This window comes from Castellaniella sp., from assembly GCF_049651205.1.
Classification (GTDB): Bacteria; Pseudomonadota; Gammaproteobacteria; order Burkholderiales; family Burkholderiaceae_B; genus Castellaniella.
Map to the genome: position 1 here is coordinate 1 of NZ_JBASBR010000002.1, position 12,712 is coordinate 12,712.

At 61.0% G+C, this 12,712-nt stretch carries 9 protein-coding genes; 4 read left to right on the top strand and 5 right to left on the bottom strand.

All coding sequences use genetic code 11. The features are described from left to right. Positions 1-93 precede the first annotated feature (93 nt). A complete protein-coding gene (locus tag WA928_RS00220) occupies positions 94-873 on the bottom strand; it encodes a Nif3-like dinuclear metal center hexameric protein (RefSeq protein WP_424298132.1) in 780 nt (259 codons plus the stop codon). A gap of 44 nt (positions 874-917) precedes the next feature. Here WA928_RS00220 and WA928_RS00225 point away from each other — a divergent pair, with 44 nt between their 5' ends. Beyond that, positions 918-2,072 carry a trypsin-like peptidase domain-containing protein gene (locus tag WA928_RS00225; protein WP_424298134.1) on the top strand — a complete coding sequence of 385 codons (1,155 nt, stop codon included), beginning with the start codon at positions 918-920 and terminating at the stop codon, positions 2,070-2,072. A 95-nt stretch (positions 2,073-2,167) separates the two neighbouring features. On the opposite strand, the gene hemB is transcribed toward WA928_RS00225, so the two are convergent. Both hemB and yihA read right to left on the bottom strand, forming a co-directional pair. Beyond that, positions 2,168-3,181 (bottom strand): porphobilinogen synthase, encoded by a 1,014-nt coding sequence (gene hemB, locus WA928_RS00230; RefSeq protein WP_424298136.1) that lies wholly within the window; start codon positions 3,179-3,181, stop codon positions 2,168-2,170. Between the two features lie 83 nt (positions 3,182-3,264). After that, positions 3,265-3,888, bottom strand: a complete 624-nt coding sequence (gene yihA, locus WA928_RS00235) for a ribosome biogenesis GTP-binding protein YihA/YsxC (RefSeq protein ID WP_417277179.1) — start codon at positions 3,886-3,888, stop codon at positions 3,265-3,267. A gap of 156 nt (positions 3,889-4,044) precedes the next feature. On the opposite strand from yihA, the gene WA928_RS00240 reads away from it, so the two are divergent. The 3 genes from WA928_RS00240 (at position 4,045) to ccsB (ending at position 8,256) form a co-directional block, all read left to right on the top strand. Continuing rightward, a complete protein-coding gene (locus tag WA928_RS00240) occupies positions 4,045-4,734 on the top strand; it encodes a c-type cytochrome (protein ID WP_424298139.1) in 690 nt (229 codons plus the stop codon). A 185-nt stretch (positions 4,735-4,919) separates the two neighbouring features. Further along, positions 4,920-6,905, top strand: a complete 1,986-nt coding sequence (locus WA928_RS00245) for a cytochrome c biogenesis protein ResB (protein WP_424298230.1) — start codon at positions 4,920-4,922, stop codon at positions 6,903-6,905. Beyond that, a complete protein-coding gene (gene ccsB / locus WA928_RS00250; protein WP_417277177.1) occupies positions 6,895-8,256 on the top strand; it encodes a c-type cytochrome biogenesis protein CcsB in 1,362 nt (453 codons plus the stop codon). Before WA928_RS00245 ends, ccsB begins: the two co-directional genes overlap by 11 nt. A 138-nt stretch (positions 8,257-8,394) precedes the next feature. Here ccsB and WA928_RS00255 read toward each other — a convergent pair whose 3' ends face one another. Next, complete coding sequence (locus WA928_RS00255) at positions 8,395-11,283, bottom strand: putative bifunctional diguanylate cyclase/phosphodiesterase (RefSeq protein WP_424298141.1); 2,889 nt, start codon at positions 11,281-11,283, stop codon at positions 8,395-8,397. A gap of 155 nt (positions 11,284-11,438) precedes the next feature. Then, complete coding sequence (gene lysA / locus WA928_RS00260; protein ID WP_424298143.1) at positions 11,439-12,710, bottom strand: diaminopimelate decarboxylase; 1,272 nt, start codon at positions 12,708-12,710, stop codon at positions 11,439-11,441. Positions 12,711-12,712 lie beyond the last annotated feature (2 nt).

Consider the following 12,712-nt stretch of genomic DNA (forward strand, 5'->3'; position numbering starts at 1 on the left):
CCCCAACACCTCCCCGCGAGGATGAGCTGCAGCCAAGAAAGCGCCCCAGCCAAGAAAGCGCTTCAGCCAAGAAGCAGGCGCGGCCAAGAACCCTCAAACCGGATTAAACACATCCACAAACGTCACCTCCACCCCAAACCGCGCCGCCACCCCCGCCCCCAGCGCCTGCACCCCATACCGCTCCGTCGCATGATGCCCCGCCGACACATACCCGCACCCGGACTCCCGTGCCAAATGCACCGTCGGCTCTGACACCTCCCCACTTACATAACAATCCACCCCCGCCGCCAGCGCCGCATCCATAAACCCCTGCGCAGCCCCCGTACACCACCCCAAACGCCGCACAGGGCGATCCAGATCGCCCACCACCAGCGGCTTGCGCCCCAAACGCTGCGCCACATCCATCGACAGCTCGCCCACCGTGCACTCAAACCCTGGCGTACCCAGCCATACCAGACCATCCGGCCCGCAACTTACCCGCGTCCCGTCCGCCCGCACCTCTGGTGTCCAATCCATCACCCGAGCCAACTGTGCGTTATTACCCCACTCCTCGTGCGCATCCAGTGGCAAATGGTAAGCAAACAAATTGATCCCAGCGCCCATCAACGCCGATAATCGTTGATGCTTGATCCCCCGGATGCAGGGATCCTCGTTTTTCCAGAACCACCCGTGATGCACCAGAATCGCATCTGCATTGCGCGCGATCGCTGCCTCGATCAACGCCTGCGACGCGGTTACCCCCGTCACAATGTGCCGGATCTCCTCCCGGCCCTCCACCTGCAGACCATTCGGGCAATAATCCCGAAAACGCTCTGGTTGCAGCGTAGCCGTCAGCCAGGATTCCAGATCCTTGCGTGAAATCTGTGGTTTCATTCAACATAGTCCTTAAAACAAATCATCAACAGAGAGCCCATCCAATGCAACGATTGTGGCTGATTTTTGCCCAGGCCGTCACCGTCTGCCTGGCTGTCCTGTTTCTTGTTTCCACACTGCGCCCCCAATGGCTGCCCGGTGGCGTCCCTGCAAACGCACCCGCCCATACCGCAACTGGCGGGCAGGCCTCCGGCACTGGTCAGGTCAGCAGCTACGCCCCGGCCGTTGCCCGTGCCGCGCCCTCTGTGGTTAATATTTACACCCGAAAGCACATTGATGTTCCGTTGGTGCCCATGCCTGCCGACCCAGGCCTGCAGCGCTTCTTGCGCAGCGTCCCCGGATTCACCCGGCGCCAGGACTCCACCAGTCTTGGCTCTGGCGTCATCGTCAGTGCCGACGGCTACATCCTTACCAACTACCACGTCATCGAGGCGGCGGACAGTATTGAAGTCAGCCTGAAAGATGGCCGTCACGCCAATGCGCAGATTGTCGGCGCCGATCCCGAAAGCGACCTCGCCGTCCTTAAAGTCAATCTCGACAAACTGCCCATCATCGTCTTCGACCCCAACCAGTCCGTGCAGGTGGGTGATGTCGTGCTGGCAATCGGCAACCCCTTTGGCGTGGGGCAAACCACCACCCAGGGGATCGTCTCTGCCCTGGGGCGCAACCGCCTGGGTATCAACACCTACGAAGATTTTATCCAGACGGATGCCGCCATCAACCCCGGTAACTCCGGAGGTGCTCTCATCGACACACAGGGCCGGCTGGTGGGCATCAATACCGCCATCTATTCAGAAACCGGCGGCTCGCTGGGCATCGGATTTGCCATCCCCTCCGGGCCCGCTCACGCCATCCTTGACCAGATCATCCAGACCGGCCATGTCCAGCGCGGCTGGCTGGGGCTCGAGCCCCAGGACATCACGCCGGATCTTGCCCGGGCCTTTCACCTGGACGACCTTCAGGGCGTGATTGTGGCGCGTGTCTTTGCCCATGGCCCGGCCGCACAGGCAGGGTTGCAGGTGGGGGATATCATCCGGACACTGAACGGTCAGCCCGTGCGCGACGCCATTGATCTGCTCAACCGGCTGGCTGGCATCAAGATTGGCAGCACCGCACAGCTGCAGATTGTGCGGGCGGGTAAATCATCCACTATCGATGTTGCTGTGGGTATCCGTCCGCAGGTGCGCCGCAGCCGATAGAGGCACCCGCAACTTGCCGGCACTGGGCTTGCCTGGCTGAGAGTGGGGTACCTGCAGGCACTGCTGCCGGCAGGTGATGGTGCTGTGGGTGTGGCTTACGCGCCACGCAGGATGCGCGCCGCAGCAATCGCGAAGTATGTCAGGATGCCGTCGCCGCCGGCCCGCTTGAATGCCAGCAGGGATTCCATCATCACCTTGTCGTGATCCAGCCAGCCATTGGCCGATGCCGCCTTGATCATCGCGTACTCGCCACTGACCTGATAAGCATAGGTGGGCATGACAAAGGCGTCTTTGACTTCGCGCAAGACATCCAGGTAGGGCAGGCCGGGTTTCACCATCACCATATCGGCACCCTCGCGGATGTCGGCAGCCACTTCGCGCAGGGCTTCCAGGCGATTGGCCGGATCCATCTGATAAGTAGCCTTGTTGGATGTACCCAGTTGTGCCGCCGAGCCGACGGCTTCACGGAAAGGCCCATAAAAGGCGCTGGCGTACTTGGCTGAATACGCCATGATGCGCGTATGGATGAGTTGCTGCGCATCCAGTGCCTGGCGCACCGCGCCGATACGCCCATCCATCATGTCGCTGGGGGCGACGATGTCCACACCGGCTTGTGCATGGGTAAGCGCCTGGCGCACCAGCATCTCTACCGTGGGCTCGTTAAGCACCTGGCCGTTGTCATCGATCAGGCCGTCTTGCCCGTGGCTGGTGTAGGGATCCAGCGCTACGTCGGTGAGTACGCCGAGTTCGGGGAAATGCTGTTTAAGTAGTGCCACCGTGCGAGGGATCAGGCCATCCGGGTTGGCCGCCTCGGCGCCGTCCGGGGTTTTCTGGGCAGGATCAATGTGCGGAAACAGCGCCAGCACCGGGATGCCCAGCGAGACGCAGGTTTCGGCCGTCTCCAGCAAGGTATCGGGCGAATGGCGCACCACGTCGGGCATCGAGGATACGGGCTCGCGCACCCGCTTGCCCTCTTGCACAAACACCGGGTAGATCAGGTCGTCTGCCGATAGGCGGTTCTCGCGCACCAGACGGCGAGAGAAGTCGTCGCGCCGGTTGCGGCGCAGACGGGCAGTGGGAAAATCAACGGGAGGCAGAAATTGGGTCATGGAGAACTCCTGGCAGCCTGCCCATGATGGCAGGCCAAGCAAAAACGATGGGCCAAACAGCGTGGCCGGGCGCAGGCGGGTATCTAAGGCACCTGCTGCGGCGAAATCCAGTTTTCGATATGCAACGCGGCTTCTTCGAGGCCGATGCGGTGCGTGGCCGAAAACGGCAGTGCGGTCAGCGTGCCGATCTCGGCAAGTTCTTTGCGTACCTGTTGGGTGGCGCGCACCCGCTGTCCATAAGGCAGTTTATCCGCCTTGGTCAGTAGCGCCAGCGTAGGCAGGCCGCGCAAGCCGATCCAGTGGGCCAGCCGGCGATCGAGATCAGTAACGCCACGACGGATATCGATGAGCAGCACCACACCGGCCAGGCTGCTGCGTTGGTGCAGATAGCCGCCCAGCACTTCGGCCCATTCGTCGCGTGCCGCGCGATCGACTGCCGCGTAGCCATAGCCCGGCAGATCCACCAGAAACCCCAGCCAGGCTTCGGGGGTGAGGGGGTCGGGAATGCCAAACAGGTTGATCAGTCGTGTGCGCCCGGGGGTTTTGCTGGAAAACGCCAGGCGGCGCTGATTGGTGAGCACATTGATGGCCGACGATTTGCCAGAATTGGACCGGCCTGCAAAGCAGACCTCGGCGGTGGTGGGGGCGGGCAGCTGATCCAGGCGGGCGGCTGACACCGTAAAGCGGGCGCGATGAAGTAGGGACACAATGGTGCGGCGCGAGCCGAAAGGATGCTGTCAATAACGCTATTGTATAATCCTCGCTTGTATCGAATACGGTGGCTGCCCCGCGCCCAGTGTGTGCGCGGCTTGGCGGCCTAAAAGCCGGCGCCTTTGGCGCCCCGACCCAACCTCGAGGATCTCATGAAGCGTGCGCTATCCAGTATGTTTATGGTCGGCAGCCTGGTGCTTGCCGGCGCCCTGCCCGGCCTTACTCACGCTCAGGATGTCACTACGCCCGACGCCAAAGCCGGCGAGCAATTGTTCGTCAAGGGCGATGCCACGCGCGGTGTACTAGCCTGTATTACCTGTCATGGCGACGGTGGCAACAGCACCATTCCGGCCAACCCCAATCTGGCCGCCATGCCCCACGAATACCTGGCCAAGCAGCTGCACGATTTTGTCCCGCAAGGCGACAAACCCGCTGTGCGCACAGGCGCCGACGGTGCACCGTCCATCATGTCCACCATCGCGCCCGCGCTCAGCGCCCAGGACATCCAGAACGTCGCCCTGTATCTGTCGCAGCAGCCGCTTAATCCGGATACCGCCGCCACCGCCACCCACGAAGCCACCACCGAGCGCGGCCAGCACATCTGGCGTGCCGGTATCGCCGATCGTCAGGTGCCTGCGTGTGCTGCATGCCATGGCGCCACCGGTGCCGGCCTGCCCGGCGAGTTCCCCCGGCTGTCCGGTCAGCACTCCGAATACCTGCTGGCACAGCTCAAGCTGTTCCGCTCGGGTGATCGTAAAAACACCATCATGTACGACATCACCAGCCGCATGACCGACCCCGACCTCGCTGCCGTGGCCGATTATGCCGCGGGCTTGCGCTAATTCCTCGTTGTTTCCGGGGTCTTCCGGGGCGCGCCCGGCAAAAACGGTGTAAGGTTCAACTTTAAAATAATACCAATAGGGGGGACGCTCAGGCGCACCCCCTTTTTTTCATTTTTTGGGCAGTCGTGACATCTTCCAGCAAACCTCGTGTCCGTGGTGCCGACATCATCGAGCTCTTCGGCTCGATGCGCTTCGCCATCAGTCTCCTGGTGTTCATCTGTGTCGCCAGCCTGATTGGTACCGTGCTGCCGCAAAATCAAGGTGCCAACGCCTATATCGATCAGTTCGGCCCGTTCTGGTTTTCCGTCTTCGACAAATTCTCCATCTGGCACATCTACAACAGTGCCTGGTTTTTGATGATCATGGGCTTTCTGGTGGTGTCCACCACCTTGTGCGTGATGCGCAATGCGCCCAAGATGATCCGCGACATGCGTACGTTTCGCGAGTACGTGCGCGGCTCCAGCCTCAAGGCGTTTCATCATAAGGTTGAGGTCGACAGTGCCCTCACCCCCGACCAGGCCGTAGATCAGGTGGGCCGGCTGCTGCGTAGCCGGGGTTTCCGCTTTCGGGTGCGCGAAGATGGCGAAAGCCGCATGGTGGCAGCCAAAAAAGGTGCGGCTAATCGTCTGGGCTACATTTTTGCGCACGTGGCCATTGTGGTGATCTGCCTGGGTGGCCTGCTCGATAGCGAGTTGCCGGTGCGGATGCAAACCTGGTTGTTCGACAAGCAGCCGGTCACCGGCAATATGCTCATCTCGGATGTGCCCGAATCCGGGCGTCTGTCGGCGCGCAACCCCAGTTTCCGCGCCAATATGTTTATACCCGACGGCAAGCAAAGCAGCGTGGGTATTGTGTCTGCGGGGCAGGGGGTGCTGTTGCAGCCATTGCCTTTCTCAGTGCGTCTAAAAAAGTTTTATGTCGAGTACTACCAAACCGGCATGCCCAGCGATTTTCGCAGCGACGTGGTCGTCACTGATCACGAAACCGGCAAGTCTTTCGAGCAGACCATCAAGGTCAACGAGCCCCTGCGTTACAAGGGCATCACCGTGTATCAGTCCAGCTTCGATGACGGCGGCAGCAGCCTCAGTCTGAAAGCCTGGCCGCTGTCGGGGGATGGCGCCCAGCCACTGGATCTTAAAGGCACGGTGGGCTCTGATGGCAAGCTGCCACCGGCATTGGGCGGGCAGACGGTCGATTTCACGGGCTTGAGGGTCATCAATGTCGAAAACCTCGGGTCTGATCCGGATCCACAGCCCACAGACATCATCCGTGATGTGGCTGCGGTTACCGGCAGTGCAGCGCGCCCGCACGACGAGAGCAAAAAAAATGTGGGTCCAAGCGTGCAGTACCGCCTGGTGGGGGCTGATGGGCAATCGCATGAGTTCACTCAGTACATGCTGCCCATCCAGATCGATGATTTTCCCCTGTTTTTGCTGGGCACGCGCAAAACCCCGGCCGATGCCTATCGCTATTTGCGCATCCCGGCAGATGATCAAGGCACCATGCAAGAATTCATGCAGCTGCGTGCGGCCCTGGCCAACCCCGCCATGCGAGAGGTCGCTGCACATCGCTTTGCCCAGCTGAACGCTCCCGAGGGCGAACAGCGCACCTTGATGTTCCAGGCGGCCCAGGGCGCCCTGCGCACGTTCTCTCAGCGCGGCTTCAATGGCATCATCGATTCGGCACCACCCGATCAGCGCGAGAAAATCCTCGATTTTGCGGTTCCCATGATTCAGCTCAGCTTGCAAGAGCTGCGTGGCCTGGTGCGTGTGCAACAGGGGTTACCCGCACTTGACCCCAGCGGCCCGCAGGCCGAACATGAAGCCCAGTGGTTGCGCCTGGCCGTCCTGGCGCTCGCTTCGCTGCCCGATTATCCGGCTCCCGTGGCCTTGCAGCTCACCAACTTCAATCAAGTCCAGGCCAGTGTCTTCCAGGTGGCGCGCAGCCCCGGCAAGATTACGGTCTATATTGGTTGTGTATTGCTCATCCTCGGAGTGTTTTCGATGTTTTACATTCGCGAGCGACGGGTCTGGGTATGGGTGCGTCCTGTACAAGGTGGCAGCCAATGGCTGGCCGCCATGACAACCCAACGGCGCAATCTGGATTTCAACCACGAATTTGAAAGGCTGCGGGACGCCCTGCGCAACCTCGGAGACACTCATGAGCACTGATACTGTAGCCCGGCAACCGATGGCCCTGTGGTCACCAGACATGAACACCAGCGGCGACCACCGTGGCCGGCGCGGTCGTCCCAACTGGACAGACCTTGGCTTTTTCCTGTTACTGGCAGTGGGGGCGGCACACGTCCTTACCTCCTATGGCCAGTTCATGGATTACTACGAAAAACTCATCCTCATTGGTGCCGTGGCGGTGTTCAGCTGGCTGGGCTGGCTGTGGCGCCCCCTGCGGGTGCTGATGATTGCGGCCGGCGCCTGTGCGCTACTGGCCATCTGGCTCTATAGCCCCACGGGCTCTTTGTTGCAGGGTGATCTTGCCCGCGCCGACACCAGCTTCCTGCTTAAGTACTTGCTGTCTTCGCAGTCGGCCATTTTGTGGATGTGCGCCTTGTTTGTGCTGGCTACGGTGTGCTACTGGATCGGATTTGCCAGCACGACAGCCGCCTGGCTGGGCACCGTTCTCACCTGGAGCGCTGTGTTTTTCGGGCTTACCGGCCTGCTGGTGCGCTGGCGCGAAGGCCACCTGATGGGCGACGGCATTGGCCATATCCCGGTTAGCAACCTCTATGAAGTCTTCGTGCTGATGTCGCTGATCACGGCACTGTTTTATCTCTACTACGAGCGCCGCTACGCCACTCGTGCCCTGGGCGGCTTTGTGCTGCTGGTCATCAGCTCTCTGGTGGTGTTTTTGCTGTGGTATTCGTTTACCCGCGATGCCTATCAGATCCAGCCGCTGGTGCCTGCGCTTAAAAGCTGGTGGATGAAGCTGCACGTGCCGGCCAACTTTATCGGTTATGGCACCTTCAGCCTGGCGGCTATGGTGGGTTTTGCCTACCTGGTCAAATCCCATGGCGAGACCCGCAACTGGAAGCCATTGATTCCTGTATTTGCGCTGGGTGCGGTGCTGTGCGCCGAGCCATTCGTCTTCGGTTCGCGCGAGCTCTCGGCCACCTGGATGCTGTATTTTGGCGTGGGTGCCCTGATCGTTGGCACCATCCTGGCCTTCCGTGCCCCCATTGCACAGCGCCTGCCCTCGCTCGAGCTCCTCGACGACATCATGTATCGCGCCATTGCCGTGGGCTTTGCCTTCTTTACCGTGGCCACCATTTTGGGTGCGTTGTGGGCGGCGGATGCCTGGGGCACCTACTGGCAGTGGGATCCCAAAGAAACCTGGGCGCTCATCGTCTGGCTTAACTATGCGGCCTGGTTGCACATGCGTCTCATGAAAGGCCTGCGCGGCTCCATGGCCGCCTACTGGGCGCTTAGCGGCCTGCTGGTTACCAGCTTTGCCTTCCTGGGGGTCAATATGTTCCTCTCAGGGCTGCACTCCTACGGAGAACTCTAAGCTCCAGATCGCAGCACAAAGCAAAGGCACCCTTCGGGGTGCCTTTGCTTTGTCTGGGTCTCTGTAGGGATGCCAGGTGGGGCGGGATACGGGAGGGCAGCCAAACGTCTAAGTCCTGGTGAAAGCCCGAAGGCGACATCAGGCGCGGCGGCCGCTGATTTCTTCGAGCAGGGTGCGCGTGGCGGGGTCGCTGATCAGGGTAAGGATGTTCTCGTGGGCCAGTAGTTCTGCAGGCTCGCAAGCGGGCGACACAACATAGCCTTGCACATAATCCACGCCCATCTCAGCCAGGGCGCGCAGCGTGGGTTCGTCTTCAACCCACTCGGCGATGCATTCCATGCCCAGGTTGTGTGCCAGATCCACGATGCTGTTCACGATGGCGATGTTGGCTTCGCTGGCCAGCATGTCGCGGATCAGGCTGCCGTCGATCTTGATGGTGTCGGCCGGCAGTTCTTTGAGGTATGAAAACGACGTATAACCTGCGCCAAAATCGTCCAGGGCCACGCGAGCGCCCATGCGCTGCAGGCGGCGCATAAACTGGCGGGTACGCTCGAGGTCCTGCAGGGCCACGCCCTCGGTGATCTCGATGCACAGCCGCCGGCTGAGCTGCGGTTGCAGGTTAAGCAGACTGAAGAGCGCATCCACAAATCGGTCGTCGTTAAGTGAGACACCGCTGAGGTTAAGGTTGACCAGCTGCGTGTGATGCAGCTTGTCATGATTTTTGATCATCCAGTCCAGGGTAGATGACACCACCCATTTGTCGATGGCGGTGATCATGCCGCTGTCTTCGGCTGCCTGGATGATCTTCTGGGTTTGCGGGACATGGCCGTTTTTGTGCCGCACGCGCAGCAAGACCTCGAAGTTGAGCATCTTGAGGGGATGGCGCAGCGACACGATGGGCTGCATCAGCAGATACAGGTCTTCGGGCGGGGTGCCTTGCTCGAGTTGCTCGAACACCCGCAGCTCGTTGATGTGATCAAACAATGCCTCGGTGTTTTCTTCGTAGAGCACGATGTCCTGGTGCTGCTTGCGGGCGTCCCGGCAGGCGCGGGTGCCCGCTGCCATGGCATCTTTGGGGCCCATGTCGGTGTTCAGGTCGATCAGGCCCATAGCGCTCTTTACCTGAAAAGACCGATCGCCCACGTAAAACGGCGCACCGTTCAGGCTGTCGACCATATCCTGGGCCAGAGGGCGGGCGTCGCGCGCCCGCATGTTGGGAAACAGGATAATGAATTCGTCAGTGCCGATGCGGCCCACCTTTTGCTGGTCGGTCAGCGAGTATCTCAGACGGTCGCAGGCCAGCTGCAGCAGCTGATCCCCGGCCGAGTGCCCGAAGAGATCGTTGACGCGCTTTAAATGATCCAGGCTGAGGTAGGACATCGCACAGGGTGTGCCGTTTTGTTGCAAGTCTTCGATGGCGGCTGTCATGGCGGACTCTATCCCACGCCGGTTAAGCGTGTTGGTCAGTGCGTCGTGGTCGGTCATCAGTCGCAGATTGCGCAAGGTTTCAGATCGGGCGGTGACATCCTGCAAAGAGCCTTCGATGCGGCTGCCTGCCAACGTGGCACGCAACAGAAAACTGCGTATCGAACTGCCGCCGCTGCCACGATGAGCCAGCTGGATCTCGGTGTCGCGGCCTTGTTCGGTGGCCAGTGACACCTCTACCCAATCGATTTCTTCGAAGTAATCTCGCCACTTGAGCGCAGGCACCTGCAGGCCGTCTTCTATGGCCAGCATCTCGCGCGCGTTGGGGTTTAGGTGCTCGAAGTGGCGTGTCGCGCTTAACGTAAACAGGCCCAGGGGTGAGAGCGAATCATGCACGATGAGCTCGTTGCGCTGCCGTAGCCGTAACTGGCGATCTTCGCGGGTGCGGTTGGCGGTGGCCAGCGCCACCAGCAGGTTGCAGCCCAGAAACAGGGTGACACCCATCGCGCTGTCGATATCGTTAAGGCGGTTCAAGGCCAGCAGGACCAGGCCGATGACGATGAGCAGTACGGCCAGGCACACGGCCAGCGTGTGCCAAAACAGGGTGCGGGTGCTTACCCGGAACAAGGCGTGAACCAGGATGGTGGCCACCAGGGCGCTATTGGCCCAGGCGGCAAAAAAGGCAATGGTTTGCAGTGCCTGGGCAGAGCCCAGCAAAACACCCGCCAGCAGCAGCACAGACCCCGCCAGCCCCAGCAGCTGCAGGTGACGGCAAAGGCGTGCACCCAGGCTGTGCCGGAACAGGCGGCTGAACAAGAGCCAGGTGAGGGTAAAGGCAAACAGCACCACCAGCTTGCGCGAAGCAATCAGGTTGGGTGGCGATAGGGTGTGCTCGAGCCAGAAGTGATCCCAGCCCAGCGCCCACGCGCCCAGGCGCACATTGCACAGCATCCACGCGGCCAACAGCACATACAGGTGGTCGCGTGTGGTGATCGACACCATGGCAATAAAGGCGATAAGGAGCAGCAGGCCGCCGGTAAGCATGCCCATGGCGTGCGCGTGCTGCCCGCTGGTGAAGGAGAATGCCGGTAAAGACCACTGCTGGATAGTGAGCATGCCGGGGATGAATTGCTGTACTTCGCACAGCACCTGATTGGCAGCGGTTGGGCCGGGCAGGCCAGCCGAGTATCCCAGGATCCCCAACCGGAAAGCCAGCGGTGTGACTTGATCGGGGCGCTGCTGGTTAAGCAGCCAGCACACAGGGGATGCCGTAGTGGCAGTGGGTATCAGCAGCACCGACGCAGGGCTTGTGTCGGGCTGTGAGGGGGGGTGGAGTTCGGCCAGCAGCCAGTGGGGGCCAATCGGGATATTTTTAGCCAACCGAGTAGGCAAGGCTTGCAGATCTGTGACTGCCTGGCGGGGGGACTCAAACGGGCCGGAGGCAAACTGGGTGGCCAGGCCTTGGCCATGGGTGGGATAGGTGTGTGCAGGCAGTAGCCAGGCAGAGCCAATCGCAAGCAGACCGGCGATCAGCGGCAGTAAAAAATACACCAGAAAGGCGCGTGTACTACCCTGCCGATGAGACCGGGACGGGTCGATCAAGGAAACGGAACCCTTTAGTGCAGGCATACCACAGGCCGGAGATGACAAAAAACTACAAGACGTTTAACAGACACTTGCAGCCCCTGACGATTTACGACGGTAAGTGTCAAAACTTTAACGTACTTTTTGCGCGCCGGTTTTTGACTCGGGCGCGATTACGGGTTTTCTGGGATACGTTCTGTGGCAAAAAGATCACGCACCTCTTCTCGCGGCCGGATCTGCCAGTGCTGCTGGCCATCAACCAGGATTTCGGCTGCGCGCGGACGGGTGTTGTACTGGCTGGCCATCGAGAAGCCGTAGGCGCCGGCCGACAGAATGGCCAGCAAGTCTCCCTGCTGGATCGCCAAGAGGCGCTGGCGTGCCAGCCAGTCGCCGCTTTCGCAGATCGGCCCCACCACATCGTAGGTGACTTGGGGCGTGCCCCGGCGTGGCTGCACCTCCAGGACGTCGTGCCAGGCTTCGTAGAGAGCCGGGCGCATCAGGTCGTTCATGGCGGCGTCCACAATGGCAAAGTTGCGCGCCTCTGTGGGTTTCAGGTATTCGACACGGGTCAGCAGCACCCCGGCATTGCCCACCAGCGAGCGCCCGGGTTCTAGGATCACCTGCAAGGTATCCAGCCCATGCGCGTGCAGGGCCTCAAATACCGGGTTCAGCAAATCGGCTGGGTGCGGTGGGGTTTCGTCGGTATAGCGGATGCCCAGCCCGCCGCCCAGATCCAGGTGGCGCAGGCCAATGCCTTCGGCCGCCAGTGTGTCGATCAGGCGCAGCAGCTTATCCAGCGCATCCAGATAAGGGCTGATCTCGGTGATCTGCGAGCCGATGTGGCAATCGACACCGACAATTTCCAGCGCTGGGTACTGGCTGGCCTGGCGATACACCGCCGGTGCCTGCAGGATGTCGATACCAAACTTGTTGTCTTTCAGTCCGGTGGAAATATACGGATGGGTCTTGGCATCCACATCCGGGTTCACGCGCAGCGACACCGGCGCGCGCACGCCCATCTCCTGGGCGATGTCGGCCAGGCGTTCAAGCTCGGGGATGGATTCGACGTTAAAACACTTGATACCGGCGTTCAGTGCCGCACGCATCTCCCAAGCCTGTTTGCCCACGCCCGAGAACACGATGCGATTGGCCGGTGCGCCGGCGGCCAGCACACGCTCGAGTTCGCCCCCCGAGACGATATCGAACCCCGAACCTAGTTGTGCGAACTCGTGCAGCACGGCCAGGTTGGAGTTGGCTTTGACGCCATAGCACACCAGTGCGTCGCGCCCTTGGATGGCGCTGGCGTAACGGGCCCAGGCCGCGCGCAGCGCCGCGCGTGAGTACACGTACAGGGGTGTGCTGTATTGATCGGCCAGTTGGGGCAGCGGGATGTCTTCGGCGTGCAGGATGCCGTCCCGCAGAGGAAAGCAAGGGGCAGTCGTCATGA

Excerpts from the sequence above, each read along its gene's own strand:
- WA928_RS00240 (WP_424298139.1), top strand. The coding sequence starts at position 4,045 with ATGAAGCGTGCGCTATCCAGTATGTTTATGGTCGGCAGCCTGGTGCTT.
- WA928_RS00225 (WP_424298134.1), top strand. The coding sequence starts at position 918 with ATGCAACGATTGTGGCTGATTTTTGCCCAGGCCGTCACCGTCTGCCTG.
- hemB (WP_424298136.1), bottom strand. The coding sequence starts at position 3,181 with ATGACCCAATTTCTGCCTCCCGTTGATTTTCCCACTGCCCGTCTGCGC.
- ccsB (WP_417277177.1), top strand. The coding sequence starts at position 6,895 with ATGAGCACTGATACTGTAGCCCGGCAACCGATGGCCCTGTGGTCACCA.
- WA928_RS00245 (WP_424298230.1), top strand. The coding sequence starts at position 4,920 with ATGCGCTTCGCCATCAGTCTCCTGGTGTTCATCTGTGTCGCCAGCCTG.
- WA928_RS00220 (WP_424298132.1), bottom strand. The coding sequence starts at position 873 with ATGAAACCACAGATTTCACGCAAGGATCTGGAATCCTGGCTGACGGCT.
- lysA (WP_424298143.1), bottom strand. The coding sequence starts at position 12,710 with ATGACGACTGCCCCTTGCTTTCCTCTGCGGGACGGCATCCTGCACGCC.